The 25,452-nt window shown below is 58.6% G+C and carries 23 protein-coding genes; 14 read left to right on the plus strand and 9 right to left on the minus strand.

Annotation, left to right across the window (positions count from 1 at the left end; genetic code table 11):
• The first annotated feature begins 33 nt into the window (after positions 1 to 33).
• From VIN96_RS16470 to VIN96_RS16505, 8 genes are all read left to right on the plus strand, one after another.
• Complete coding sequence (locus tag VIN96_RS16470; protein ID WP_331897735.1) at positions 34 to 948, plus strand: 2-oxoacid:acceptor oxidoreductase family protein; 915 nt, start codon at positions 34 to 36, stop codon at positions 946 to 948.
• Positions 945 to 2,195, plus strand: a complete 1,251-nt coding sequence (locus VIN96_RS16475) for a transketolase C-terminal domain-containing protein (RefSeq protein ID WP_331897737.1) — start codon at positions 945 to 947, stop codon at positions 2,193 to 2,195. Before VIN96_RS16470 ends, VIN96_RS16475 begins: the two co-directional genes overlap by 4 nt.
• Entirely contained in the window at positions 2,192 to 3,115 is a 924-nt protein-coding gene (locus tag VIN96_RS16480) for a thiamine pyrophosphate-dependent enzyme (protein ID WP_331897738.1), read from the plus strand. Before VIN96_RS16475 ends, VIN96_RS16480 begins: the two co-directional genes overlap by 4 nt.
• Positions 3,102 to 4,781 carry an AMP-binding protein gene (locus tag VIN96_RS16485; RefSeq protein WP_331897739.1) on the plus strand — a complete coding sequence of 560 codons (1,680 nt, stop codon included), beginning with the start codon at positions 3,102 to 3,104 and terminating at the stop codon, positions 4,779 to 4,781. The genes VIN96_RS16480 and VIN96_RS16485 overlap by 14 nt, the downstream gene beginning before the upstream one ends.
• 39 nt (positions 4,782 to 4,820) lie before the next feature.
• A complete protein-coding gene (locus tag VIN96_RS16490) occupies positions 4,821 to 5,414 on the plus strand; it encodes an ABC transporter ATP-binding protein (RefSeq protein ID WP_414675637.1) in 594 nt (197 codons plus the stop codon).
• Positions 5,411 to 6,214 (plus strand): ABC transporter permease, encoded by an 804-nt coding sequence (locus tag VIN96_RS16495; RefSeq protein WP_331897742.1) that lies wholly within the window; start codon positions 5,411 to 5,413, stop codon positions 6,212 to 6,214. Before VIN96_RS16490 ends, VIN96_RS16495 begins: the two co-directional genes overlap by 4 nt.
• A 69-nt stretch (positions 6,215 to 6,283) precedes the next feature.
• Positions 6,284 to 6,559: a hypothetical protein gene (locus VIN96_RS16500; protein ID WP_331897743.1), complete on the plus strand. Its 276-nt coding sequence runs from the start codon at positions 6,284 to 6,286 to the stop codon at positions 6,557 to 6,559.
• Between the two features lie 98 nt (positions 6,560 to 6,657).
• Complete coding sequence (locus VIN96_RS16505) at positions 6,658 to 7,092, plus strand: hemerythrin domain-containing protein (protein WP_331897744.1); 435 nt, start codon at positions 6,658 to 6,660, stop codon at positions 7,090 to 7,092.
• 4 nt (positions 7,093 to 7,096) lie between these two features.
• Here VIN96_RS16505 and VIN96_RS16510 read toward each other — a convergent pair whose 3' ends face one another.
• Positions 7,097 to 8,743 (minus strand): FAD-dependent oxidoreductase, encoded by a 1,647-nt coding sequence (locus VIN96_RS16510; protein ID WP_331897746.1) that lies wholly within the window; start codon positions 8,741 to 8,743, stop codon positions 7,097 to 7,099.
• Between the two features lie 621 nt (positions 8,744 to 9,364).
• Between VIN96_RS16510 and VIN96_RS16515 the strand changes: the two genes are divergently transcribed.
• A complete protein-coding gene (locus tag VIN96_RS16515; protein WP_331897748.1) occupies positions 9,365 to 10,012 on the plus strand; it encodes a hypothetical protein in 648 nt (215 codons plus the stop codon).
• Positions 10,013 to 10,065: 53 nt separating this feature from the next.
• Here the strand turns inward: VIN96_RS16515 and VIN96_RS16520 are convergent, their stop codons facing one another.
• The 4 genes from VIN96_RS16520 to VIN96_RS16535 are packed head-to-tail and all read right to left on the minus strand — an operon-like array spanning position 10,066 to position 16,202.
• Complete coding sequence (locus tag VIN96_RS16520) at positions 10,066 to 10,572, minus strand: TIGR00645 family protein (RefSeq protein WP_349257172.1); 507 nt, start codon at positions 10,570 to 10,572, stop codon at positions 10,066 to 10,068.
• A gap of 22 nt (positions 10,573 to 10,594) precedes the next feature.
• The gene (gene metH, locus VIN96_RS16525; RefSeq protein ID WP_331897752.1) at positions 10,595 to 14,293 is read right to left on the minus strand and encodes a methionine synthase; all 3,699 of its coding nucleotides are present in this window, start codon (positions 14,291 to 14,293) and stop codon (positions 10,595 to 10,597) included.
• Positions 14,294 to 14,307: 14 nt separating this feature from the next.
• Positions 14,308 to 15,231 carry a methylenetetrahydrofolate reductase gene (gene metF, locus VIN96_RS16530; protein WP_331897754.1) on the minus strand — a complete coding sequence of 308 codons (924 nt, stop codon included), beginning with the start codon at positions 15,229 to 15,231 and terminating at the stop codon, positions 14,308 to 14,310.
• A complete protein-coding gene (locus VIN96_RS16535) occupies positions 15,228 to 16,202 on the minus strand; it encodes a metalloregulator ArsR/SmtB family transcription factor (protein WP_331897756.1) in 975 nt (324 codons plus the stop codon). The genes metF and VIN96_RS16535 overlap by 4 nt, the downstream gene beginning before the upstream one ends.
• A 420-nt stretch (positions 16,203 to 16,622) precedes the next feature.
• Between VIN96_RS16535 and VIN96_RS16540 the strand changes: the two genes are divergently transcribed.
• Together VIN96_RS16540 and VIN96_RS16545 are read left to right on the plus strand one after the other, a co-directional pair.
• A complete protein-coding gene (locus VIN96_RS16540) occupies positions 16,623 to 17,516 on the plus strand; it encodes a VacJ family lipoprotein (RefSeq protein ID WP_331897758.1) in 894 nt (297 codons plus the stop codon).
• A gap of 123 nt (positions 17,517 to 17,639) precedes the next feature.
• Positions 17,640 to 18,191, plus strand: coding sequence for a cytochrome C (locus VIN96_RS16545; RefSeq protein ID WP_331897759.1), 552 nt, complete (start codon positions 17,640 to 17,642; stop codon positions 18,189 to 18,191).
• Between the two features lie 70 nt (positions 18,192 to 18,261).
• On the opposite strand, the gene ettA is transcribed toward VIN96_RS16545, so the two are convergent.
• On the minus strand, positions 18,262 to 19,941 hold the full coding sequence (gene ettA, locus VIN96_RS16550; RefSeq protein ID WP_331897760.1) for an energy-dependent translational throttle protein EttA: 1,680 nt from the start codon (positions 19,939 to 19,941) through the stop codon (positions 18,262 to 18,264).
• Positions 19,942 to 20,043: 102 nt separating this feature from the next.
• The gene (locus tag VIN96_RS16555; protein ID WP_331897761.1) at positions 20,044 to 20,343 is read right to left on the minus strand and encodes a (2Fe-2S) ferredoxin domain-containing protein; all 300 of its coding nucleotides are present in this window, start codon (positions 20,341 to 20,343) and stop codon (positions 20,044 to 20,046) included.
• A 171-nt stretch (positions 20,344 to 20,514) separates the two neighbouring features.
• Here VIN96_RS16555 and VIN96_RS16560 point away from each other — a divergent pair, with 171 nt between their 5' ends.
• Positions 20,515 to 21,087 carry a hypothetical protein gene (locus VIN96_RS16560; RefSeq protein WP_331897763.1) on the plus strand — a complete coding sequence of 191 codons (573 nt, stop codon included), beginning with the start codon at positions 20,515 to 20,517 and terminating at the stop codon, positions 21,085 to 21,087.
• Between the two features lie 4 nt (positions 21,088 to 21,091).
• On the opposite strand, the gene VIN96_RS16565 is transcribed toward VIN96_RS16560, so the two are convergent.
• Positions 21,092 to 22,174, minus strand: a complete 1,083-nt coding sequence (locus VIN96_RS16565) for a response regulator (RefSeq protein ID WP_331897765.1) — start codon at positions 22,172 to 22,174, stop codon at positions 21,092 to 21,094.
• A gap of 414 nt (positions 22,175 to 22,588) precedes the next feature.
• Here VIN96_RS16565 and VIN96_RS16570 point away from each other — a divergent pair, with 414 nt between their 5' ends.
• Positions 22,589 to 22,921, plus strand: coding sequence for a hypothetical protein (locus VIN96_RS16570; protein WP_331897767.1), 333 nt, complete (start codon positions 22,589 to 22,591; stop codon positions 22,919 to 22,921).
• Between the two features lie 115 nt (positions 22,922 to 23,036).
• Here VIN96_RS16570 and VIN96_RS16575 read toward each other — a convergent pair whose 3' ends face one another.
• Positions 23,037 to 24,332: an ABC transporter substrate-binding protein gene (locus tag VIN96_RS16575; RefSeq protein WP_331897769.1), complete on the minus strand. Its 1,296-nt coding sequence runs from the start codon at positions 24,330 to 24,332 to the stop codon at positions 23,037 to 23,039.
• A gap of 235 nt (positions 24,333 to 24,567) precedes the next feature.
• On the opposite strand from VIN96_RS16575, the gene VIN96_RS16580 reads away from it, so the two are divergent.
• On the plus strand, positions 24,568 to 25,359 hold the full coding sequence (locus VIN96_RS16580; RefSeq protein WP_331897771.1) for a UDP-2,3-diacylglucosamine diphosphatase: 792 nt from the start codon (positions 24,568 to 24,570) through the stop codon (positions 25,357 to 25,359).
• Positions 25,360 to 25,452: the final 93 nt, after the last annotated feature.

A 25,452-nucleotide genomic window follows, 5' to 3' on the forward strand; every position in this document is an offset into this window, starting at 1 on the left:
TAAGTAAAATGCAACCTACAAGGTAGGTGTGACATGTTACGCATTCGCTTTCATGGCCGTGGTGGCCAAGGCATGAAAACCGCAAGCCGCATGCTGGGCAGTGCCTTTTTCATCGAAGGGTTCGAGGTTCAGGATGCACCGCGTTACGGTGCGGAACGCCGCGGTGCGCCGATTTTCGCCTATGTGCGCGCCGACACCGCCCCGATCCATGAGCGCGGCGTCATTCCTTACCCCGATCTCGCCCTGGTCGCCGACGACACCTTGGTCGGCGTTCCTGCTGCAGGTGTTCTGCAAGGCCTCGATGCGCATGCCGTGTTGGCGTTGAGCACGACTGAAGACGCCGATACTTGGCGCGCGCGTCTCAACACCGATGCACAAATCGTCATCTTGCCGCCGTTTTCGGCCGAAGATCCGGCCCAGCGCCCTTATGTCGGCGCACTGCTGGCGGGCGCGGCGGCCTGCCTGGTGGGCCTGAAAGCCAACAGCATCATCCAGGCCATCGCCCAAGAGCTCGACGGACATGGCACCGACGTCATCGCCGCCAACCAACAGCGCGCCCATGCCGCCTATGAGGCCATGGCCGCGCATGCCGCCCTGACCCACCCCCGCGCCGAGGACAGCACACCGCCCGACACCCATTGGGTGACACTGAAGCACGAAGACGCGGATACCTCCGCCCCGACCATTCACGGCGCGGCGACGTCGGTGCAGATCAAAACCGGGCTGTGGCGCACCTTGCGCCCGGTGGTCGATCTTGAACACTGCAACCGCTGCAATTGGGTGTGCGGATCGTTTTGTCCCGACGGCGCGATCAGCGCAGACAAAGACGGCTATCCGGTGATCGATCTGGATCACTGCAAAGGCTGTATGATCTGCGTCGCCCAATGCCCGCCGCACGCCATTCATGCGGTACCCGAAAAAGAACCTGAAAAAGGAGCTGCGTCATGACCCGTCTTTTGCTCACCGGCAATGCGGCGGCGGCATGGGGCGCACGCCTGGCGGGGGCCGAATACTTCCCCGTGTTCCCCATCACCCCGCAGACCGAAATCATCGAAACGCTGGGCCGTTGGATCGACCGCGGCGAAATGGGCGGACGCATGGTGACGCTGGATAGCGAGCATTCGATGATCACCGCCGCCGGCGCTGGCGCGGCGGCGGGCGTGCGGACCTTCACCGCAACGTCGAGCCAAGGGCTGCTCTATGGCATGGAGATGCTCTACACCGTCGCCGGATGGCGGGTGCCGCTGGTGATGGTCAACGTGTCGCGCGGACTGAGCGCCCCAATCACGTTGGAACCCGACCACAACGACATCCTCGCCGCGCGAGACAGCGGCTGTATGATCTTGCACGCCGCGACCTGCCAGGAAACCGTCGATGCGATCTTGCTGGCGACGCGCATCGCCGAAGACCCGCGCGTGCGTCTGCCGGTGATCGTCAACTTGGACGGCTTTTATCTGTCGTTCACCCGCGAACCCGTGACCTTGCCCGACGCGACGCTGGTCAGTCGCTTTCTGCCCGACCTGGACCCGGAGGATTATGCCTTTCGCGCCGACAAACCGGTCAGCGAAGCGGTGGCGGTTCTGGGCGGCGGTCCGTATTCGTACTTCCGCTATGAAACGCATTTGGCGTCGTTGGCGGGCGGCACCGCATTCGATGAAGCCACCCAAGATTACGCCGAGATATTCGGCCGCGAATACGGCGCGCTGCAAACCCACAAATCCGACGATGCCGAGGTGGTGTTCGTGCAAATGGGTTCGTTCGCCACCAAGGCCCAAGATGCCGTCGACCGCCTGCGCGACCAAGGCATCAAGGCCGGATTGGTGCGCCCGTTCCTGATCCGTCCGTGGCCGGGCGAAGCGTTGCGCCATGCCTTGAAGAACAAAAAGGCCGTGGTGGTGGTGGACCAAAACATCTCGATGGGCATGGGCGGGGTACTGCACGGCGAAGTCGCCAGCGCACTTTATGGTCACGCGCAAATGCCGCCGGTGTTGATGAGCGCTATCGGTGGCCTAGGCGGGCGCGACATCGTGTATGGCGAATACGCGGCTTTGGCCAACGAGGCTTTGCAGGCGGTCGAGCGTGGCGAAACCCCGCCGCCGAGATTGCTTTACACCGAGACCGAACTGCGCGAAATCCGCAAGCTGCAAGCAATCGCCGCCGTCGAGCATATCGAGCATGAGGAGGATGCGTCATGAGCACCATCAGTCGCTTCGCCCGCATGAAAGACCTGCCTTCCGCCCATCTGCTTGGCGCGGGCACCGCCATGTGCGCGGGCTGCGGTGGGCTGGAAGCGGTCAAGGAAGTCTACGACGTGTTGGGCAAAAAGACCGTGTTCGTCAATGCGGCGGGCTGCATGACGCTCACCGCCGTCTATCCGTTCACGCCGTTTCAAGGCTCGTGGCTGTACACCGCCATGGCCTCGGCCCCAGCGGGCGCGCAGGGCGTGCGCGATGCGCTCGACATCCTCAAAGCCAAGGGCCGCATTTCCGACGACGACGACCTCGACGTGGTGGTGTTGACCGGCGACGGCTCGGCCTACGGCATGGGCTTGTCCGCGACCTCGGGCGCGATCGAACGCGGATTGGATTTCTTGTATCTGTGTTACGACAACGAAGGGTACGGCAACACCGGCCAGCAGACCTCCGGCGCGACACCGTTGGGCGCACGCACCTCGACCAACACGCTTGGTTTCACCGGCGACAAGAAAGACCTGTTTTCCATCTGGGCGGCGCACGACCCGGCCTACGTCGCCACCGTAATCGCGGCCGAGCCCTTGGATCTTGCGCGCAAAATCGAAAAGGCCGCCTCCATGAAAGGCCCACGCCTGATCCTCGCCCTGTCACCGTGCCCCACCGGGTGGGATTACGACCCCAAGGACACGGTGGAAATCGGCAAACTGGCGGTGAAAACCGGCATCTGGCCGTTGAAGGAATATGTCGATGGCCGCGTAACGCACACCCGCATTCCGCACCCGCGCGTGCCGGTGGAAGAATATCTCAAGCTGCAAGGCCGCTTCAAACACCTGTTCACGCCGAAACGCGACAACTTCACCATCGCCGACATTCAAGCGCGTGTGGACGCCTATTGGGCCGAGGTGGAGAATGACAAAGGCTGACGCCCCATATCTCAACAAACGCCGTCTCAGCTATCATCATCGCGGCGGCGACGAGCCGTTGTTGTGGGCGACCATCCCCGACCACCTGCGTGCCATCGCCGAACGCTTTCCGGACCACGATGCCATCGTGTCGTGCCACCAAAACAAGCGCCTGAGTTATCGCGACGTGAGGACGCAAAGCGATGCCGTGGCGAAAGGTTTGCTGGCGTTGGGCTTTGCAAAAGGCGAACGCATCGGCGTGTGGGCGACCGATCAGGTCGAATGGCTTTTGCTGCAACTGGCCACCGCGCGCATCGGCGTGGTGCTGGTCAACATCAACCCCGCCTACCGCCCGCGCGAACTGGAATACGCACTGCAAAAATCCCAGGTGCAAGGCTTGTTCGTCATGCCCCGGTTCAAGAGCAGCGACTATCTCGCCATGCTCAAGGAACTGGATCTTCCAGGACCGCGGTGTCCCGACTTGCGGCGCATTTTCGTGTTCGATCCGCAAGGCGAGTCTGAGGATTGGCGCGCCATACTCGACACCGGAAAAGCGGTCACGGACGCGCAACTCGATGCCGTGAGCCAAACGCTCGATCCCGACGACGCCATCAACATTCAATACACGTCCGGCACCACCGGCTTTCCCAAGGCGGTGGTGTTGTCGCATTTCAACATCTTGAACAACGCGCTGTTTTCCGCCCACGCCATGCGCTTCACCGAACGCGATCGCTTGTGCGTGCCGGTGCCGTTTTATCATTGCTTCGGCATGGTGCTGGCCAACCTGTTGTGCATGAGCGTCGGCGCGGCCATCGTCGTTCCTTCCGAGCATTTCGACGCGCTGGCGGTGTTGCAATCCATAGAAGTCGAAAAGTGCACCGCGCTACACGGGGTGCCGACCATGTTCATCGCCGAACTTGAACACCCGGAGTTCTCGGCGTTCGATCTGAGCACACTGCGCACCGGCATCATGGCTGGCGCACCGTGTCCCGAAGCGTTGATGAAACGGGTCATGCGCGACATGCACTTGACCGAAATCCTCATCGGTTACGGCCAGACCGAGGCCTCGCCGCTCACCCACCTGACCAACGCGGGCGACAGCATCGAACTGCGCACGCAAACCGTGGGCCGCAACCTGCCGCACCAAGAGGTCAAGATCATCAATCCCGACAGCGGCGCGACGCTACCCACCGATGAGGTCGGCGAGGTGTGCTTTCGCGGCTACCACATCATGCAAGGCTACTATGGCGACGCGGATGCCACCGCCAAGGCCATCGACCCTGCCGGGTGGCTGCATTCCGGAGATCTCGGCACCATGGACGCAAACGGTTACGTGCGCATCACCGGACGCATCAAGGACATGATCATCCGCGGCGGCGAAAACATCTATCCCGCTGAAATCGAAGCGTGGCTGTACGAGCATCCCGCCATCGCCCAGGCTGCCGTGTTCGGCGTACCCGACGCGCGCATGGGCGAGGAAATCATGGCATGGATCGAACTACACGCCGGTCAGTCCTTGTCAGAAGACGATGTCAAGGCGTACTGCCGCGAAGGTTTGGCGCACTTCAAAGTTCCCCATTATGTCGAGTTCGTCGATGAATTTCCGATGACCGTCACCGGCAAATTGCAGAAGTTTCGCATGCGCGAAATCGCCGCCGCGAAATTGGCGGCTGCACACGCTGTTTGAACTCGTCACGGTCCATGATAAAGCTGACGTATGCTAAGCGTGCGCAATCTCAAACGTCTGTCCATCGGCCCCATCGACCTCGATGTCGCGGGCGGCGAGATCATTGCTTTGACCGGACCGAGCGGCGCGGGTAAATCCTTGCTGCTGCGCGCCATCGCAGATCTCGACCCCAACGAAGGCCAATTGAGCCTGTCGGGTGAAGACCGCAATGCCATATCCGCACCCGCATGGCGCAAGCAAGTTATGTACGTACCCGCCCATACCGGTTGGTGGGCGGATACGGTGGAACCGCATTTCGCCGATCTGTCGCGCGCGCACGTCAAAAACACTCTTCAACGTCTCGGCTTGGAAAGCACCGCGCTGAATTGGCAGGTCGCCAACCTGTCGACCGGCGAACGCCAACGTCTGGCATTGGCGCGGGCCATGGCCCATGAACCCAAAATTTTGCTTTTGGATGAGCCGACCTCGGGCCTGGACTCTGAAAACGCCGCGCGCGCCGAAAAGCTCATTTCCGAGATCGCCAAAAGCGGCACAGGCATTGTGTTTGTCACCCATGATGTCGCACAAGCCGAACGGCTGGGTACGCGGCGGCTTTATTTTTACAACGGCGGACTGCATGAGGCCGCGCCATGACCGGGGTTTACGTTCAGCTCAGTTATATCGACCTGGTCATCGCATCGGTGCTGTTGTTGCTGGCCGGTGGACTTTCGGTGGCGCTCAACCTCGGCCTTGAAAAATCCCTAGGCGTCGCTGCCGTACGCACCACCGTACAATTGACCCTGATCGGGTTGGTGCTGAAAATTCTGTTCCAACTGGTCTCGCCGTGGTGGACCGGCCTGGCGGCGCTGACCATGATCTTGTTGGCGGGGCGCGAGGCCACCGCCCGCCAGACCCTGCGCCTGCAAGGCGGATGGAGCTATTCCATCGCCACCACCGCGCTGATCACGGCGGGCGGCATCGTCACCATCTTGGCGCTGACCACCGCAATACGACCAGAACCGTGGTACGACCCACGTTTTGCCTTGCCGCTTTTGGGCATGATGCTGGGCAATACCCTGACCGGCATTTCGGTGGGCATGGAACGCCTCAGCGCGACGCTCAAGCGCGAACGCGACGCCATCGAGGCACGCTTGGTTTTGGGTCACACCCGCCGCGACGCGGTGCGACCTTATGTCCGCGAGGCCATGCGCGCCGGTCTGATGCCGATCATCAACGCCATGTCGGCGGCCGGATTGATTTCCCTGCCCGGCATGATGACCGGGCAAATTCTTGCCGGTGTCGATCCCACCGAAGCCGTGAAATATCAAATTCTCATCATGTTCTTGCTGGCGGGCACCACATCCATTGGTGCCCTGATCGCGGTGCTGGCGACGTCTTGGCGCTTAGGCGACGAACGTGATCGCCTGCGCCTGGATCGATTGCGTGTGCATTGACTTGTGCACCAACCCCGCTACCTTGTCGGCGAGAACCCACTCGGAAGCCCATGAACAGGAACCGACCCTATGATCATTTTTTATCGCTCATGGCTGCTGACCGCGATTTTAGGCTTCGCCCTGCTTGGTGGCACGAATGCGTTCGCCCAAGCGGCCCATGACACCAGCTTATTGACCGATGCGGAACGCACGCATTACCGCGCGTTGCTGGCCAAATCAAACGATTCTGCGGAACGCGCCAAGGTGAAATCGGAAATGAACCGCCTGATTCAGACCCGCCGGTTAGAGCTGCGCAAGAAGCAACAAAATCCCGACGCCACGCCCACAACCAATTCCGGCTCATAAACCCAGGTTGGATCTCTTAGCCCTGGGCTCCTACCGGTTTTTAATTGTATAATAATTCGAGTCCATGACGATCATGTCACCAAGCGAAGGGGGCCTGAATGAACATTTCGCTGCTCGACACATTCATCACGGGCCATCCGGTGGTTGATGCTGAACACCGTAAAATCGTCGATTCGATCAACGGTGTTTCTCAGGCTGTAAGTGCTGGCGAGTATGAACGATGCTCAACGCTTCTGGACGAATTTCTCCAAATCTGCATCGATCATTTTGATTCAGAAGAAAGTCTGTTGAGCGAACTTGGATATCCAGGCCTCGCCGACCATACGGCCTTTCACCGTGAACTGATTCTCAAAGCCAAGTCCGTGAAGGTCCTGTGCATGGACAGAACCCGCCCCGACAGCATCCAGCGCTGCTTCGATGAAATGGCGACGCTGCTGATCGAAGACGTGGTCAAGGGCGACCTGCAATTCGTATCGTTTCTGGTCGAAAAAGGCGTCGTAGACCAACGCACCAGCGTTCATACGCCGAGCTAAGCGTCTACTTTTGCTCACCCGGCGGCTCGATCCCTTCGGGTTGGAGATCTTTGGGGAATTTCTCTTTGATGTAATCGCGGAAATAGTTTTCCAGCATCGGCATCGAATGGGCGAGATTCCAGAAATCCTGCTTTTCCAGACGCAACACCACAGAATCCTCCAACGCCTCGACACGGCCCGTGTGCATGCGTTTGTCTGGGCGAAACAACACCCGCTCGCCGAAGTGGTCGCCTTTTTTCAGCACCCGCTTAAAGGTTTCACCACCCTGGGCGGATTCGATGCAGATACTGAACGAACCCTCGACGATGGTGTAAAAACCGTTGGCCGTCATGCCCGGTTCGAACACCGTCTGTCCTTTGGTAAAGCGCATAAACTTTGCCGAACCGGTCTTAAGCTCCGAAATCTGACCCAAATTGCGCGGCGCGAACAAGTCCATCACCCAATCGATCACCACGCGGATTTTGGTCACCATGCCGGGCAGCATGCCCAGATAAAACACCCGCCACATCAGCCACGCCAGAACCCCCGACAAGCGCACCCCCATGGCGTCGGCGACGGCGCGGTAGTTGCCGATCGACGCCATCGAGCCGCGCGGCACGTAGTGAAAGGCCTTGAGGCCCTGGCCTTTGAGTGACGCCGCGATGTTGCGCGCCAACTGCGCCCCCTCACGCACCGCGAATTGTGCGGTCGGCGGGGCGAACGTATCGTTGCCTTTTTTGTCCTTCATCGGAATCAACGCCACGTCGCCGACGGCCCATACGCCGTCGACGCCCGCCACGCGCATGAACGCATCGGTTTTGATTTTGCCGCGCTCTTTGTCGACAGGCATGGCCTCGATCAGCGGCGATGCGCCATTGCCGATGGTTGCGACAATGGTCGAGGTGTCGATCACCCGGCCATCGTTCATTTCCACGTTAAAGAAACTGGCGGCCTTGACCCCGGTGTTCAGCCAAATTTCGATACCTTGCTTTTGCAGGCGCTTTTCGGCGTATTTTGCCAAACTTTCCGGCAGTTCGCCCAGGATGCGTCCGGCGAACTCCACCAGCACCATGCGCACCTCGTCTTTGGCGATGTTGGGGTAGAACTTGAGCGATCGGTCGATCATATCCTTGACCTCGCCGATGGTTTCCACCCCGGAAAAACCTGCGCCAATGACGACGAAGGTCAGTAAGCGCTTGCGCACCTCAGTGTCTTCCAAACCATCGGCATATTCCAAGCAGTTGATGACGTGATTGCGCAGACGATGGGCGTGGGCCGTGGTCTTGACCGGAAACGAGTGTTCCGCCAAACCCGGCACCCGGTCCAAACGCACCACCTGGCCCATGGCGATGACCAACTGATCGTAGCGCATATCCTTGATGCGACGTTTCGAGCCCTGGGTCACCGTCACGGTCTTTGCACTAAAGTCGACGTTCAGGACCTCGGCTTGCACGACTTTAACGTTCTGGCCCTTGAGCAACTGGCGAAGCTGGGTCACGGAATCGGATGCGCTCAAAGCGCCGGCGGCGACTTCGGGCAACAATGGCTGAAAGGTGAAATAATTGGTTTCGCTGACCAGCACCACTTCGGTACCTGCCGGCGCCGACTTCGCAAGATTCTTGGCCGTGAAAACGCCAGAAAACCCACCACCGAGAATCAATACCCTTGCCATCGCTCACTCCACGGCAGCCCTTTTGCGCCCAATGCGCGACCGCTTATAAATTTGCGCCTTCATACCACTATAACCGCCATCGTCAACGTTCAGGCGGCCGAAAGCCATGCTTCTTGTACCGGTCAGCCATGCGTTGGCAGACTCCAAATATCACCAGCTCGTTTCGGATCCGTTGCGAACGGAAGGCCTCGACGGCCTTTGTTTTCCCTCCATTGACATGGGTATCAAAAAAAATTCACTGCTTTTTTTCGCCATCCGTCGACGGATCGAAGTCCTTTGGAGATGGTGTCGTAAAAAGATCGTAATTTTCTTGAACTTATGTGCGCCTATAGGCGGAAATATTACTTTATTCTAATGCGCCGCGCTCCATAAGGGCTGCGTGCAGCCATTGAGGACAAAAGCGGCCCTTCGATGAGCAAATTCACCGCGCTTCAAGGTATGTGCGTCATTATATTTACACTATTTTCTTGCACTTTACACGCTTCTATAAGAAAATCGTAATCTGTTACGGGGGAAAGAAAAGTTCTTTCAGAACGATGCGGGCGTGCGCAAGAATGGGCTGCATACAACAAAAAAGATCATTCAACGTGCACCTGGATGTCTGACAAGAGGAGGTATTTTATGAAGAAGTTTAAGTTATCCGCACTCGCGGTATTTACGGCCATCGTCGCCGCACCGTTGATCGTGCAGGCAGATCCGCCCACCAAGGCGGAGTACGACACCATGGCCGATCAAGGGATTATCATCCCAAAGACTCACGCTGCGGACCCGCGCAAGGTTGGCGGTAAGGCCTATTACGAAGCGTTGCAAAAGGGGGAGATCACCAAGGAAGGCCGCCATATCGATGAGCGCGTGCTGTCGGCCTTGGCGCGACGCAAAGCCGCTGATAAAGGCATCACGCTCGAAGCCGCGTCCAAGGAAGTGCTCGACAGTTTCGGCCTGGGCGACAGCAAGATCGACGTAAACCTGTCCGCGTTTGAGCCGGACGATTACACCGCCGATAAGATGGAGCAGTCTCCGATCCTGGAAACCCTGGCGACCAAGCATGCCGCTGAGGCCAAAGAGCCGATGACCAAAGCGCGTTACGACGTGCTGATGGACCTCGGCATCTTGCCGAAAACCGAAGCCGGCAGCGATCCGAAAATCGGCAACACCATGAATTCTCAATACGAAGTGAACATGGAAAAGGGCCGCACCACCGATGCGGAGCAGGATGTGAAGATCCGCACCACGACGCCGACCGTACACGAACAGAAGTACGGCAACTGATCACCTCCAACTTGTTGGTTCACTTTCGGCCGTCCCTCGGGGCGGCCTTTTTTTTAGTGCCCCTGTTCGTGGGCGCTGGCGACCAGTTTATCCATCAGCGCCAGCAGTACGCCCGACACCACGAAAGTGATGTGAATAATCAGCATCCACTGCAAATCACGATCCGAGGTGTTTTGCACGTCCATGAACGAACGCAGCAATTGGATGCCGGAAATGGCAACGATGGACGCGATCAGTTTCAGCTTCAAACCGCTGAAATCGACCTTGCCCATCCAGTCGGGCCGATCCTCGTGACCGCCAGTGTCGATTTTCGACACGAAGTTTTCATAGCCCGCGAAAATCACCATCAACAACAAGTTACCCGCCAACGACAAGTCGATCAGCGTCAGGATCGCCAAAATCACGGTGGACTCGCTCATGGAGAACACCGCGGGCGCGACGTGAAAAAGTTCCTGGGTAAACTTCACCAGCAACATCGCCAACGACACCACCAAGCCCAAATAAAACGGCGCCATGATCCAGCGACTGGCAAAAATCAGGCGTTCGAGATTGCGTTCGATCATATCCTCGTCCTCCCCTGAATCATTTCGGCGTGTAAGCCAAATTCGGCGCCAGCCAGCGTTCGGCTTCCTCGATGCTGACACCTTTGCGCTTGGCGTAGTCTTCCACCTGGTCTTTGCCGATTTTGCCGATGCCGAAGTAGCTGGCTTGCGGATGGGCGAGGTAGAAGCCCGAGACCGAGCTGGCGGGCATCATGGCGTAGCTGTCGGTGAGCTCGATGCCCGTCGCGTTGGTGGCGTCGAGCAGTTTGAACAGCGTGGTCTTTTCGGTGTGGTCGGGACACGCGGGGTAGCCGGGCGCGGGGCGGATGCCGTCGTAGGCTTCCTTGATCAGGTCTTCGTTGGCGAGGTCTTCTTCCGCCGCGTAAGCCCAGAATTCCTTGCGCACGCGTTCGTGCATGCGTTCGGCGAACGCCTCGGCCAGTCGGTCTGCCAGAGCCTTCAACAAGATGTCGCTGTAATCATCGTGAGCGGCTTGGAACTCTGCCGATTTCTTTTCGATGCCGATGCCCGCGGTAACTGCGAAGCCGCCGATGTGGTCATTGACGTCGGAGCCCATGGGCGCGATGAAGTCGGCCAAACAATTGTTGGTGCGGCCTTCGCCCTTGACCATTTGCTGGCGCAGGAAGTGGATGCGCGCCAAGGTTTTGCTGCGGCTGTCGTCGGTGAACAGTTCGACATCGTCGTGGCCGACCGATGCCGCGGGCCAAAAACCGATCACGCCTGCGGCCTTGAGCCACTTTTCTTCGACGATCCGTTTAAGCATCTCTTGCGCATCCTTGAACAAGGAACGCGCGGTGTCGCCGACGTCGCCGTCCGCGTCCAAGATCGCGGGGTAATTGCCCTTGAGCTCCCAGGTGCGGAAGAACGGCGTCCAATCGATACGCTCGACCAGTTCGTCCAACGGATAGTCTTCGAACACCCGCGTGCCGGTAAAGCTCGGCGCGGTGATGTCGTTGGCGTTCCAATTGATCTTCAGGCGGCGTTCGCGCGCCGTGATCAGGTTGAGCTGATCGCGATCGCGCTGACCGGCTTCGTGCTTGGCTTTGACTTCGGCGTACTCGGCCTCGATCGCGGCCACATAGCCGTCGCGCTGGGTTTCGGACAGCAACTGCGACGCCACGCCGACGGCGCGCGACGCGTCGTTGACGTGAATCACCGGGCCGGAATAGACCGGGTCAATCTTCACTGCCGTGTGGACCTTGGAGGTGGTCGCACCGCCGATCAACAACGGCTGGGTCATGCCGCGCCGTTCCATTTCCTTGGCCACCGTGACCATTTCTTCCAGCGACGGTGTGATCAGACCGCTGAGGCCGATGATGTCGACGTTTTCAGCTTGGGCCCTGTCCAAGATGTCGGCGTAAGGCTGCATCACGCCCATGTCGATAACGTCGAAATTGTTGCACTGAAGCACCACGCCGACGATGTTCTTGCCGATGTCGTGCACGTCGCCTTTGACGGTGGCCATCAAGATCTTGCCCTTGCTCGAGCCGGCGGCCTTGCCCGCTTCGATGTATGGCAGCAGATGGGCCACGCCTTGCTTCATCACGCGCGCGGACTTGACCACCTGGGGCAGGAACATCTGGCCCGACCCGAACAGATCGCCGACCACGTTCATGCCGTCCATCAACGGCCCTTCGATGACGCTGATGGGTTGATCGGCCTGCTGGCGGGCTTCTTCCACGTCATCGACGATGAATTCCGTGATGCCTTTGACCAGCGCGTGTTCAAGCCGCTTGGCGACCGGCTGCTCGCGCCACGCCAAATCGGGACCGCTGTCCTTGGTGCCCAAACCGCGGGCTTCTTCAGCAACTTCCAACAACCGCTCGGTGGCGTCTTCGCGGCGGTTCAAGACCACGTCCTCGATGCGTTCGCGCAGCTCTTCGGGAATGTCGGAATAAACCGTCAGCTGACCGGCATTGACGATGCCCATGGTCATGCCCGCGTTGACCGCGTGATAGAGGAACACCGAGTGCATGGCTTCGCGCACCGGGTTGTTACCGCGGAACGAGAACGACATGTTGCTGACGCCGCCGGATATCATCGCGCCCGGCAAATTGGCTTTGATCCATTTGCAGGCGTTGATGTAGTCGACCGAATAATTGCGGTGCTCGTCCAGGCCGGTGGCGATGGGGAAGATGTTGGGATCGAAGATGATGTCTTGGGGCGGGAAGCCGACCTCCATCAACGCATCGTAGGAGCGTTTGCAAATTTCGATCATGCGCTCATAACTGTCGGCCTGGCCTTGTTCGTCGAACGCCATGACGATCACGGCGGCGCCGTAGTTCATGATCTTCTTGGCGTGATCCTTGAACGCGGCTTCGCCTTCCTTGAGGCTGATGGAGTTCACCACGCCTTTGCCCTGCACGCACTTGAGACCCTTTTCGATCACGTCCCACTTGGAACTGTCGATCATCACCGGCACGCGCGCGATGTCGGGTTCGCCGGCAATCAGGTTGAGAAAGCGCACGACCTCTTTTTCGGCGTCGAGCATCGCGTCGTCCATGTTGACGTCGACGATCTGTGCGCCGTTTTCGACCTGGGTGCGGCCGATATCGGTGGCGGCTTGATAGTCGCCGTCGGCGATCAACTTTTTAAACTTGGCCGAGCCCGCAACATTGCAGCGCTCGCCCACATTGACGAAGCCGGTGACCTCGTCGATGACCAGCGGCTCCAGCCCCGACAGGCGGCACACCAGTTCGGACTTGGGCAGAACGCGGGGTGCTACGTCGGCGACGGCATCGGCAATGGCCTTGATGTGATCGGGCGAGGTACCGCAGCATCCACCAACGATGTTGAGCAAGCCTTCTTCGGCGAAACTGCGCAACACCTGGCCCATGTATTCGGGGGTGTCGTCGTAAGCACCGAATTCGTTGGGCAGGCCGGCGTTGGGATAGACCGACACGTGGGTGTCGGCGATCTTGCCGACCGCTTGCACGTGCGGGCGCAGATCTTCCGCGCCCAGCGCGCAGTTGAAGCCGATCGAGACCGGCTTGGCATGCGCCAGCGAGTTCCAGAACGCTTCCGCCGTTTGCCCCGAAAGGGTACGTCCCGACGCATCCGTGATGGTGCCCGATATCATCACCGGCAGCTCGAACCCTTCTTCTTCGAACACCGTCTTGACGGCGAAGATCGCCGCCTTGGCGTTGAGGGTGTCGAACACGGTTTCGATCAAGATCAAATCCGCGCCGCCTTCGATCAAACCGCGGGTCGCTTCGATGTAGGCGTCCTTCAACTCGTCGAAGGTGACGTTGCGCATACCCGGATCGTTGACGTCCGGCGACATCGACGCGGTGCGGTTGGTCGGGCCCAAGCCACCGGCGACGAAGCGCGGCCGGTCCGGGGTGGAATATTTATCTGCCGCCGCACGCGCCAATTTCGCGCCTTCGACGTTGAGCTCATAAACGATGCTTTCCAAGCCATAGTCGGCTTGGGAAATCGACGTGGCGCTGAAGGTGTTGGTTTCGATGATGTCCGCACCGGCTTCCAGGTACGCTTCGTGAATGCCTTGGATCGCTTCGGGCTGGGTCAAGATCAGAAGATCGTTGTTGCCCTTGAGTTCCGAGTTGTGATTGGCGAAGCGTTCGGCGCGAAAGTCGTCTTCCTCGAACTTGTGATGCTGGATCATGGTGCCCATGGCGCCGTCCAGAATTAGGATGCGTTTTTTCAGCGCGTCTTCGAGTTGAGCTTTGGCGTTCGGATTGTGCGGTTTGAGGGACATCGGTTTCGGTCTCTTTATTCAGCGGTCGAAGACAGGGGAGGGCGAACGCCAAGAATGTGGCAAATGGCGTAGGTCAGGTCGGCGCGGTTCAAGGTGTAGAAATGAAAGTCCTTGATGCCGTTGGCGTAAAGCACTCGGCACTGTTCGGCGGCAACCGAAGCGGCGACCAGCTTGCGGGTTTCGGGGTCGTCGTCCAGGCCTTCGAACAAGTCGGCCATCCAGCCCGGCACCGAGGTTCCGGTCTGGGCGGAAAATTCCTGCACGCGCTTGAAATTGGTCACCGGCAAGATGCCCGGAACGATGGGCACGTCGATGCCGGCTTTTTTCGCGCGCTCGACAAAGTCCAAGAACACCTCGACATCGAAGAACGATTGGGTGATGGCGCGGGTCGCGCCCGCGTCGATCTTGCGTTTAAGGTTGTCGAGATCCGCCTCGGCGCTTTTCGCTTGGGGGTGAACTTCGGGGTACGCCGCGACGGAGATTTCGAAATCCGCAATGGCCTTGAGCCCCTTAACCAGATCCTCGGCGTACGCGTATCCCCCCGGATGAGGGACGTATTGTTTTTCGATGCCTTCGACCGGATCGCCGCGCAGCGCGACGATGTGCTTGATGCCGTCGTTCCAATATTGGCGGGCGATGGCGTCGATTTCTTCGCGGGTTGCGCCGACACAGGTCAAATGCGCGGCCGGTTCCAAATCCGTTTCACGGCGAATGCGGGTCACGGTCGCGTGGGTGCGTTCGCGGGTCGAGCCGCCCGCGCCGTATGTCACCGACACGTAAGCCGGATGCAGCGGCTTGAGGCGTTCGATGCATTCCCACAGCTTCGCTTCCATCTGATCGGATTTGGGCGGGAAAAACTCGAACGAAACATTGGCGTCCCTCGGCAAGGGTGAAGACACCGCCATGCCGCAGAGTTTTTGTTGATTGATCGCGCTCATAGGGACGCTCCTTGGTTCATCGATTGAGTTTCCGTTCTCATGTTCGCGACGCCGATGCGCCGCGCCAGCCAAATGGTCACGCCCAGCTTACCGGGCAAATGCTTGATCGTTTCCAGCGTCAGGCCTTGAGCCTGCAACCAGTCTTGAACTTCTTCATCCGCAAAACCGAGGCGGCGGTGCGCGTGCTTTTCGCGCAGCTCTTCCACGTCGTGCGGCGCCAAATCGACGATCAACAGCCGCCCGCCCGGCGCCAAGGCGCGAACCGCCTCGCCAATCGCCGTCCACGGCCTATCGAGGAAGTGCAATACCTGATGCACCACCACGGCGTCAAACGTCCCGTAAACCACCGGCAAGGCCAAGATGTCGGCTTGGCGCAATTGGCAGTTGTCCAGCCCCCAGCGGGTCAGGTTGGATCGCGCCACGGCCAGCATTTCATGACTGTTGTCCAGTCCCAACGCCTCGCCCACATCGGGTCCCAACACTTGCAACATCCGGCCGGTGCCGGTGCCCAGATCCAAGAGCTTTTGACTGCGCGTCAACGGCAGCATGTCGCGCACCACGGTGGCGACGGCCTCTTCATCCACGTCGAGCTGGCGCAGGCGATCCCATTCGGGGGCGTATTTGCGGAAATAGTCTTCGGCCATTTGCGCGCGCTGAGCTTCGATCTCCTTCAAGCGCTGAGAATCTTGCGCCCGTAAGGGATCATCGTCGGGTATCAAATGCACCAAGGCGCGCGCCCGCGCGCCACCGGCGCCCAGACTCAAACGGTGAAAAACCCAACTGCCTTCGCGAAACCGTTCCAACAGCCCGGCGTCGACCAAGATCTTGAGGTGGCGAGAAACACGCGGCTGGCTCTGGCCGAGAATCGACACCAGCTCACTGACCGTCAGCTCCCCCGATTCCAAAAGGCCGAGGATGCGCAACCGGGTCGGATCCGCCGCCGCCCGCAATGCCTCTAGAACGCCATTCATTTCACCACACCGCCTCAATCCATGACAATTCAATATGTCGATATAACGATATCTTTATATCCATTGATTTGCGTGATGTACAGATGTTTTTAGCCACCTCTCATCATCCATTTAGACGATGCCGTGTTGCATTAAGGCAACACAGGGTGCGCAAGCATGGCATCCGCACAACGCCGTGCTGGTCAACCCGAAAACCGTGTGCTAATTCCAAAGGGTGTGGTTTGTTCGCCTTGCTGTGATCGCCGCATTGAGGCCCCGCTAAACGCCTTGCCCATTCATGAGCAAATGCGTGTGAGAGCAAAGGTCAGGTTGGTGTGGGAAATGGGCGTGTGAAAGCACGTCGGCAAGAAAGACAAAGTACGGTCTTCACTGTATGCCGCGTTGGCATCGCATGATGATTTTACTGTGACGGAGCCCTGAATGTTCGCTAAGACGATTGATGCACAAAGCTCGATGACGAGCCGCATATTCAATACTCTGCATCAAAACGTATTGCGCATTTGTGCCGTCTTTCTGCTGGGTTTTCTGGTCACCGCATGCGCCAGCGCCCCCGATCCCAACGACCCGGAAGCGGTCGCCGAATACAATGAAATCAACGATCCTCTGGAGCCGTTCAACCGCGCGATGTTCGAATTCAATCGCGGTTTGGATACGTTGTTGCTGCGCCCCGCCGCGACGCTGTATCGCGGATTCGTGCCGCCGCCGATCCAAGACATCGTCAGCAACTTTCTCAACAACCTGAAGACCCCGGTCGTGCTGTTGAACGACCTGCTGCAGGGCGAGGGTGATCGCGCGATGACCACGTTCTCGCGTTTCGCCATCAACACCACGGTGGGTATTTTGGGCTTTGGCGATCCGGCCACCTCCATGGGCTATCCCGCTCATAAGGAAGACTTCGGTCAATCCTTGGCGACGTGGGGCGTCGATGGCGGGCCGTACTTGGTTCTGCCGATCCTCGGCCCGTCCAACCCGCGCGACGCGGTGGGCAAGGTCGTCGACGTGCTTACCGATCCGGTTTGGCATTACGCACAAAACACCGATAAAGAATACATCCCCAACGAACGCTTCGTTGCCGAGGCCATCGACTTCCGCGCCAGAAACATGGACGCCATTGATGACATGGAAAAAACCTCGTTGGATTATTACGCCGCCGTGCGCAGCCTCTACCGTCAAGTGCGCGCCGACGAAATCCGCAACGGCGCCACCCCCACCCACGGCCTGCCGTCGATGAGCCAGAACAACGGTTCCATGCCGATGATGGAACCCATGGACGACCCGGACGCCGAAGAGCCGATGATGGCGACCAAGAACTAAGCGATCTGGACCTTAACGTCGAAAGCCCGCCTGATATCCGGCGGGCTTTTTTGTGCGTTCAGGGCTTGTTCATGCAGCACGCCTATGATGCCGACCAAACGACACATAAACGGGAATTACATCATGATGCATATTGTCCGCGCCGCGCTATTGGGCGCCGCCGTAACGGCGCTGAGCCTGCCCGTCGCAAGCCATAGCGCCCAGGCGGGGGGAACGTTTCCCCCGATCACCAACCCCAATGTGGTGCGTGAATGCTCGGACTGTCACGTGCTCTACCGCCCCGAAATGCTGCCGGTCGCATCATGGCGCGCGATCATGGGCGATCTTTCCAACCATTTCGGCGAAGACGCCTCGCTCGACCCCGCACTACGCGCCGAAATCGAAGCCTATCACACCGCCAACGCGTCCGACGTCAGCCAACACCGCCGCGCCCAGAAATTCCTCGAAGGCGTCGATCTCGCCAACCCACCCAAATCCGTGACCACCACGCCACGCTATATCCGCAAGCACGACGAACTCGACCCGGCGGTGTTCGCCTCCAAGGGCGTCGGCTCGAAAGCGCGCTGCGACGCCTGCCACATGGGCGCCAAGGACGGCGACTTCGGCGATGACAACGTCAAGATCCCCGGCTACGTCAACCTGCCGTTCGGTATCAACTTCAAACCGTTCTGGTAAGGTGCAACTGCAAGCCCACTAAAAAGCCCGCCTCAATGAGGCGGGCTTTTGATTTGTGGGCTTTGAGCCGTTAACGCGTCAGCGGCTTGTACTGGAGGCGGTGGGGTTCCACCGCATCGTCGCCGAGGCGTTTCTTCTTGTCTTCTTCGTAGTCGGCAAAGTTGCCTTCGAACCACACCACTTCCGAATTGCCTTCAAACGCCAAGATGTGGGTGGCGATGCGGTCGAGGAACCAGCGATCGTGAGAGATCACCACCGCGCACCCGGCGAAGTCGAGCAGCGCCTCTTCGAGACCGCGCAGGGTGTCGACGTCCAAATCGTTGGTCGGTTCGTCAAGCAAGATGACGTTGGCGCCGGTTTGCAGCATCTTGGCGAGGTGCACGCGGTTGCGCTCACCGCCGGAAAGCTGGCCGACTTTCTTTTGCTGGTCGCCGCCCTTGAAGTTGAACCACGACACATAGGCGCGCGACTGAACTTCCTTTTGACCCAATTGGATCACGTCGAGCCCGCCGGAGATTTCTTCCCACACGCCTTTTTTGTCGTCCAAGGTGGCGCGCGATTGATCGACGTAGCCGAGCTTGACGGTGTCGCCGATTTTCAGCGCACCGCCGTCGGGCTGTTCTTGACCGGTGATCATGCGAAACAGCGTGGTTTTACCCGCGCCGTTTGCACCGATGATGCCGACGATGCCGCCCGGCGGCAGTTTGAAGTTGAGGCCGTCGATCAGCAGCTTGTCGCCGAACGCCTTTTGCAGATTTTCCGCCTCGATCACCAGCGAGCCCAAACGCGGCCCGGCGGGTATGGAGATCTGCGCGCTACCAATGCGCTTGTCCTTGTCCTTGGCCAACAGTTCGTCATAGGCCGCGATACGCGCCTTGGATTTGGACTGGCGCGCCTTGGGCGACTGCCGGATCCATTCCAGTTCGTGCTTGAGGGTACGCTGGCGCGCGGTTTCTTCTTTTTCTTCGTGGGCGAGGCGTTTTTCCTGCTGTTCCAGCCAGCTCGAATAATTGCCTTCGTAGGGAATGCCGCGACCGCGGTCGAGTTCCAAAATCCAGCCCGTGACGTTGTCGAGGAAGTAACGATCGTGGGTCACGATCATCACGGTGCCCTTGTAGTCTTCCAAATGGCGTTCCAGCCACGCCACCGATTCCGCGTCCAAGTGGTTGGTCGGTTCGTCAAGCAGCAGAATGTCGGGCTTTTGCAGCAACAGGCGGCACAGTGCGATGCGGCGCTTTTCACCGCCCGAAAGCTTGTCCACGGCGCTGTCGGCCGGCGGGCAGCGCAACGCGTCCATGGCGATTTCGATGGTGCGTTCCAGTTCCCAGCCGTCGCAGGCGTCGATCTTTTCCTGCAACTCGCCTTGCTCTTCCAGCAGCGCGGCCATTTCGTCGTCGTCCATGGGTTCGGCGAACTTCATGGAAATCTCATTGAAACGGTCTAGCAGGTCCTTGGCTTCGCCCAGGCCGTGCATAACGTTTTCGACCACCGTCAGGCTTTCGTCGAGCTGCGGTTCCTGTTCCAGATAGCCCACGCGAACGCCGTCCGCCGCCCAGGCTTCGCCGGTGTAATCGGTGTCGATACCCGCCATGATCTTGAGCAGCGTCGATTTACCCGCGCCATTGTGGCCCAGAACACCGATTTTCACGCCCGGCAAGAAAGACAGGGTGATGTTCTTGAGAATCTCTTTCCCGCCGGGAAAGGTCTTGCTCAGGTTTTTCATCACGTAAATGTATTGGTACGACGCCATGGAAGATGGGCTCCGATTGAAGGTGGAAACGTTACGCACAGCGGTTTTAGCGCATTGCACACCTGTCAAGCAATGGCGGAGAAAGACAAGTTCGCTAAGGCGTCAATCGCGCGTGACGGTTTCGGCGGCGTCGAGCACCCGCTCGACGTCATCCTCGCGCACGTTGTGTAAAAGCTCGCCGCCCATGATCTTGACGTTGGGGCCTTCTTCGCAATAGCCCATGCACACGCTGGGACGAACCGCCACAACCGCGCCCCCCGCGGACGCACGTGCGTCGGCACGCACCTGCAAGGCCTTGAGCACCGCCTTGGATTTCTGATTGGCGCACGAATTCCCGCCAATGCGCATGTTGGTGCACACGTACACTGTGGTGATTGCTTTAACGTCGCGGGTCCGGCTCATCGCTAACAAATGGGACGAAGATGCGCCTAGGTCAATGGTCCATTGGCGAAGGTGTATTATTGATTGTTTTAATTAACTACATACAACATCGGTGATTGCACACGCCTTGTGAGAGGGTAATATGATCAACGTGTCTTAACACGTGTCTAAATCATATAAGGGATCAGTTTTATGCTCGCACTTTTGAATTCGAAGCCAATCAAGGTTCTGGCAATGGCTGGTTTGTGCGTCGGCCTGACGACAGCTTGCAAGACCAACCAAGGTTGGCAAAAAGATATTGAAGTCGACATCCAGGAAACGAGCATCATGTTTCCCGACGAACTGATGAAGCTCAAAGGCTTCAAAATCAAAAGCGCCAAGATCAAGGAAGATGGCAGTTTCAGGCGGGAAGTCGTCAACTTTACCGGGGGGTATTTTTCCTACGACCGCTATTTCCTTGGCGGAATGCTGGCGGTCAGCCCCCACTCGTTCCGCAAAATGCTCGACAAGTACTATAAGGATTTCACAATCGACGGAGACGTGACCAAAACCAGTGCCGCCATTGGCGACATCTATTATGCGACCCTTCACGGCAAGGGACTGACCTGCATTGTCATGTCCGGCAATTACGGGACCTCGATGATGCTGCGCAGCGGACCGGGTTACCCGGGACAAACGGACGGGGAATATTGCGAAAAAGGCACCGTCGCCGGTCTCACGGAAAAAGCGTTGATGTGGATGAAACGCATCAGGTTGCGCTCGTAAAACGTCAACCGAACCGGGCGATCCCTTGGCGGTGCGCGTTGAGCGGGCGCAATGAAAGCAGTTTCTTGTTGAGGCGGCCGAGCGAGCCGCTGAGCGCCTTGCCCACCGCACCGCCATCGCCGCGCACGTTCTGGCGCACCACCGTGTCCAGCCCGCTCAAAGCGGCGTCGAAGATCTCGGCCGTTTGCCGCCACAACCGCGTGTCCGCTTTGATGGCGTTCGCCAACGTGTGCGAAAACGCCGAAATCAGAGGATAGCCAAGTAACGTGCCTTCGCGTTCCAGGCGGTGGATCAGATTGCCCATCAGCGCCATGTTGCGCGCACGCATTTCCGGGTTTTCATCGGCCAAGCGAAACGCCAGGCGCAACACCTCGACATCGCCGCGGATCCAATCGACGTAATCTTCGCTATGGCGCAAAAGCACCTGGTGGGCCAAATGGCGCTCGCCGAAATCAATGCGTTCTCGAGCCCGACCCAGGGCGATTTCGCTGAGATAATGGGGCAAATCGAAACAGCCGACGTCGGGATATTGCCCCACTCCCAGCTTTTCGCCATACGGTTTTTGCACGCGGCGGCGTTCTTCCAGCACGGCATCCGGCGCATGACGGCGACGGTCGGGGCCGAAGTAGCTCCGGGATTTGAAGTAGGGTGGGTTGTTGGACAGCACATGCGTGATGTGCTTGCGCAGAGAATTGATTGAGAAGGGTTTGGCGAACACCGCATTGACCCCGGAGTTGCGCGCGCGTTCGACCTTTTCGGCGTCCAGTTCGCCGCTCATGATCATGGTCCGGGTGAAGCGGTCGGGTGAATCCTGATGACGTCGCACCCAGTTGATCAGCATCATGCCACCAACCGGTTCCATATCCCATTCGGTGATCAGCAAATCCACCGGCGGGGTTTGCCCCGTGATCGAACTGGTGGCGCTGTGTCGCAAGTGCTCAATCGCCGCCACACCGTTGGAAACGGTGTTGACGACACCCACACCAATGTCGTGCAACGAGGTCGCCAGCAACATGCGCGTCGCGGCGCTGTCGTCGGCAACCAGCACGGAACAGTGCTTAAGCCCTTGATAATCCATAACTCTCATGCCTTCAGGCCTGCGTCCACGGGGTGCGAATCGCAGAGAGTCATTATGGGGTTGGGATTGCTAACGCATTCTAAACAGACCCAAAATCTATGCAGGTCCAGACCTCTCCAGTATGCATACTTTATCTATCGTTCTGTGCGCATATTCACCCTGATTTGGACCGCGAATTTTATGCCCGCTCCCCATACCAACGGTCTCAATATCAAAAATATTCAATATTATAACCTTTAAAATCATACAGTTACATATTTCATAAAAATGTCATGGATGATTTTTCCCTCCCCCACGTTATCGGTACAGAAGGCAACAACATGCACCCGCAAGGGACGTGACGGCCATCACAGAGCAACTTTTGGATTGGCCGTATAAGCAACCCAACCGAACCCGAACAAGAACGCGCAAGGAACCCGAACCATGAGCAACAAAAGCAACGCATCGCACAAAACTTTGAACCGCATCCTCATCGGCGCCGCCCTGGTTGCCATGACCACTGTCGGCACGCAAGCCATTGCCGCGGATACGTATGCCGAATACGAAACCCAAGCGAGCCTCGGCAACATCACCCAGATGCCCGGCAAATACAAACGCGAAACCGGCCCGCGCAAGATCAACCACGCGCAGTACGAAGTGATGGCGGAAAAGGGCATCTTCATTCAGCCCAAGCGCCACATCAAAACCCCGGCAGAGTTGGCCAAGCGCCGCAATCATGCCGAATACGACGCCACGTACGATGAATATGACGGCTAAGTTGCCCCTCCTCCTCCTCTGACTTAGCTTTCAGCCTACGTTCCTCCCACGTAGGTCAACGGCCCCGACAGTGTCGGGGCCGTTTTGCGTTTAACGAACTGATGTTCGTACAGAACTATAGGTGTCCGAGTTCGGCGCAGGTGCGCAAGTTGTCTTCCGATGCCGATTCGGTGTCGAGGACTTCGAAAAGATCGTACTCGTCGGCCATGTGCTCCTGCGCTTTGGAACGCAAAACCAAAACCGATTGCACAGACTGGTGATCGCAGGCACGGAAATGCTGAAGCCCCTTGCACCGGTCGGTCCGGCTGGTTTCAAGCGCCGCAATCACCGCATTGGTATCGACGCTGCCCGCCTTGAGCACCCCGTCGAGCAACGCCTTCACGCCGGCATATCCATATGCGCCGTAATCGGACGGCACCCGCCCGGAAAAACGGTCGCGGTAAGCGTCGTTGAACCTCTTGGCGCTGGCGAATTGTTGTTCCAGCGTCCAATAATAATTGGTTCCGCCGATCACCCCGGCGTAGGCCGTGACATCGCCGTGGGTGCGCTGGTTGAACAGCAGCACCGGGGCGACCAATTGCATATCGTTTTTCAGGCCCAGATCTGCGGCCTGTTTGATCGCATGCATTTGATCGTTGCCGAAATTACACAAGCACAACACATCGGGCTTGGCGTCGCGGATCGTCGGCAAAAAAGCCGAAAAGTCCTGCACCGCAATCGGGTGCGTGACCTCCGCCACCGTCTCGATACCGAACGCTTCGCCGGCGCGTTTAAAACCGCGCATCATCTCGTAACCGTAGGCGTAATCGGCAACCAAGAACGCCACCCTTTTACCCACACGCGGGAACACATAGCGCCCCACCGCCCCCGCCGTCATGTGCGGGTTCAGCGCTTCGTGAAAGGTGTACTTGGAAAAGTCTTTGGACTCGTTGATCGCATCCGATTGGGAAATCGACATGTAGATGGTCTGGCGTGCGCGCGCCACAGCGTTTACCGACAACTGCACCGACGCCGACAACGCACCGCAAATGAAATGCACATGATGGTCTTCAATGAGTTCCAGCGTGCGCATGGCCGCCTCGCCGGGGCGCAACCGGTCGTCGCGCACCAGAAGCTCCGCCATTCGTCCATCCAGGCCACCTGTGGCGTTGAAGGCGTCGACAGCGATCTGAGCGCACCGGACCTGCTCGTTCGCCTCCCAACTGTACGGGCCGCTGAGCGGAACGGGAAAGCCGATCCGAACGGGGGAAGTGGCGCCATGGGCAATGTTGTACAGTGTCGGCCCTAAGGCTGTGGAGGTCGTCACCGTGGCGCACGCGCCTGCGCCCACAAGACCTTTCAGCATGCGCCTACGGGTGATGACTTTCGACACAGTTTTGCAAGCGCCGCGTAGGCGCGAATCGTTGCTCATGTTGTTATTCAGCCTTTCCCCAAAGGCTCCTCCCTCACGGCACTCTATTATAGTTAGATGGTTTTTTCTCCCCCAAAGCGCAAAAAACGTCTTTTGTGATGTTTGCGCGACGCTTCGGTAGTTTTTGTATGGCAGTGCGGTGAAACTTTGCTGACAGCCCGGTTCTGACATTTATCTGTAAACATCCGCGTGTCATATCCCCTCATGGTTTCACTTTCGGTTCATCACGAACGTCATGCATTTTAATCATCACTACCGCACCGTTTGGGTTTCCGACCTGCACCTGGGTTCCCTTGGCTGCCAAGCGGAATTGTTGCTCGATTTCTTGCGCAACGTTGAATGCGACACCCTATATCTGGTCGGCGACATCATCGATGGCTGGCGCTTGCGGCGCTCGTGGTACTGGCCCCAAGCACACAATGACGTGGTGCAAAAAATTCTCCGCAAGGCGCGCAAGGGAACGCGGGTGATCTTCGTGCCCGGCAATCACGACGAATTCGCCCGCGATTACGACGGCATGCATTTCGGCGGTGTCGAGGTGCAGCGCGAGGTCATTCACGAAACCGCCGACGGACGGCGCATGTTGGTCACCCATGGCGACGAGTTCGACGCGATCGTGCGCTACGCCAAGTGGTTGGCGGTGATTGGCGATAACGCCTACATGTTCACGCTGGTTCTCAACCAGTGGCTCAATAGAGTGCGCGCCAAGTTGGGGTTTCCCTATTGGTCGCTTTCCGCCTATCTGAAATACAGAGTCAAAAACGCCGTCAAGTTCATCGCCGATTACGAAGACGCCGTGGCCGGCATGGTGGCGCGTCGCGGTCTGGACGGGATCGTGTGCGGTCACATCCACCACCCCGAAACCCGCCAGATCGGGGACGTATTGTACTGCAACGACGGCGACTGGGTGGAAAGCTGCTCAGCCTTGGTCGAAGACGCGGACGGCAACCTGGAAATATTGCGCTGGCGGACCTTTGCCCACGATCACGCCGCTGACACCGAAGTCCTGCCCACCGCAGCGGAATAACCGCCCCTCAGGCCGCCCCCCCCCCGACACTTCCACCAACGAAATCTATATCGAGGGTACGCGGCTTGATCGGCCGGGCCCGTTGCAAATAGG

This window comes from Magnetovibrio sp. (assembly GCF_036568125.1).
Classification (GTDB): Bacteria; Pseudomonadota; Alphaproteobacteria; order Rhodospirillales; family Magnetovibrionaceae; genus Magnetovibrio.

Excerpts from the sequence above, each read along its gene's own strand:
- VIN96_RS16470 (WP_331897735.1), top strand. The coding sequence starts at position 34 with ATGTTACGCATTCGCTTTCATGGCCGTGGTGGCCAAGGCATGAAAACC.
- VIN96_RS16475 (WP_331897737.1), top strand. The coding sequence starts at position 945 with ATGACCCGTCTTTTGCTCACCGGCAATGCGGCGGCGGCATGGGGCGCA.
- VIN96_RS16480 (WP_331897738.1), top strand. The coding sequence starts at position 2,192 with ATGAGCACCATCAGTCGCTTCGCCCGCATGAAAGACCTGCCTTCCGCC.
- VIN96_RS16485 (WP_331897739.1), top strand. The coding sequence starts at position 3,102 with ATGACAAAGGCTGACGCCCCATATCTCAACAAACGCCGTCTCAGCTAT.
- VIN96_RS16495 (WP_331897742.1), top strand. The coding sequence starts at position 5,411 with ATGACCGGGGTTTACGTTCAGCTCAGTTATATCGACCTGGTCATCGCA.
- VIN96_RS16500 (WP_331897743.1), top strand. The coding sequence starts at position 6,284 with ATGATCATTTTTTATCGCTCATGGCTGCTGACCGCGATTTTAGGCTTC.
- VIN96_RS16505 (WP_331897744.1), top strand. The coding sequence starts at position 6,658 with ATGAACATTTCGCTGCTCGACACATTCATCACGGGCCATCCGGTGGTT.
- VIN96_RS16510 (WP_331897746.1), bottom strand. The coding sequence starts at position 8,743 with ATGGCAAGGGTATTGATTCTCGGTGGTGGGTTTTCTGGCGTTTTCACG.
- VIN96_RS16515 (WP_331897748.1), top strand. The coding sequence starts at position 9,365 with ATGAAGAAGTTTAAGTTATCCGCACTCGCGGTATTTACGGCCATCGTC.
- metH (WP_331897752.1), bottom strand. The coding sequence starts at position 14,293 with ATGTCCCTCAAACCGCACAATCCGAACGCCAAAGCTCAACTCGAAGAC.
- metF (WP_331897754.1), bottom strand. The coding sequence starts at position 15,231 with ATGAGCGCGATCAATCAACAAAAACTCTGCGGCATGGCGGTGTCTTCA.
- VIN96_RS16535 (WP_331897756.1), bottom strand. The coding sequence starts at position 16,202 with ATGAATGGCGTTCTAGAGGCATTGCGGGCGGCGGCGGATCCGACCCGG.
- VIN96_RS16540 (WP_331897758.1), top strand. The coding sequence starts at position 16,623 with ATGTTCGCTAAGACGATTGATGCACAAAGCTCGATGACGAGCCGCATA.
- VIN96_RS16545 (WP_331897759.1), top strand. The coding sequence starts at position 17,640 with ATGATGCATATTGTCCGCGCCGCGCTATTGGGCGCCGCCGTAACGGCG.
- ettA (WP_331897760.1), bottom strand. The coding sequence starts at position 19,941 with ATGGCGTCGTACCAATACATTTACGTGATGAAAAACCTGAGCAAGACC.
- VIN96_RS16555 (WP_331897761.1), bottom strand. The coding sequence starts at position 20,343 with ATGAGCCGGACCCGCGACGTTAAAGCAATCACCACAGTGTACGTGTGC.
- VIN96_RS16560 (WP_331897763.1), top strand. The coding sequence starts at position 20,515 with ATGCTCGCACTTTTGAATTCGAAGCCAATCAAGGTTCTGGCAATGGCT.
- VIN96_RS16565 (WP_331897765.1), bottom strand. The coding sequence starts at position 22,174 with ATGAGAGTTATGGATTATCAAGGGCTTAAGCACTGTTCCGTGCTGGTT.
- VIN96_RS16570 (WP_331897767.1), top strand. The coding sequence starts at position 22,589 with ATGAGCAACAAAAGCAACGCATCGCACAAAACTTTGAACCGCATCCTC.
- VIN96_RS16575 (WP_331897769.1), bottom strand. The coding sequence starts at position 24,332 with ATGAGCAACGATTCGCGCCTACGCGGCGCTTGCAAAACTGTGTCGAAA.
- VIN96_RS16580 (WP_331897771.1), top strand. The coding sequence starts at position 24,568 with ATGCATTTTAATCATCACTACCGCACCGTTTGGGTTTCCGACCTGCAC.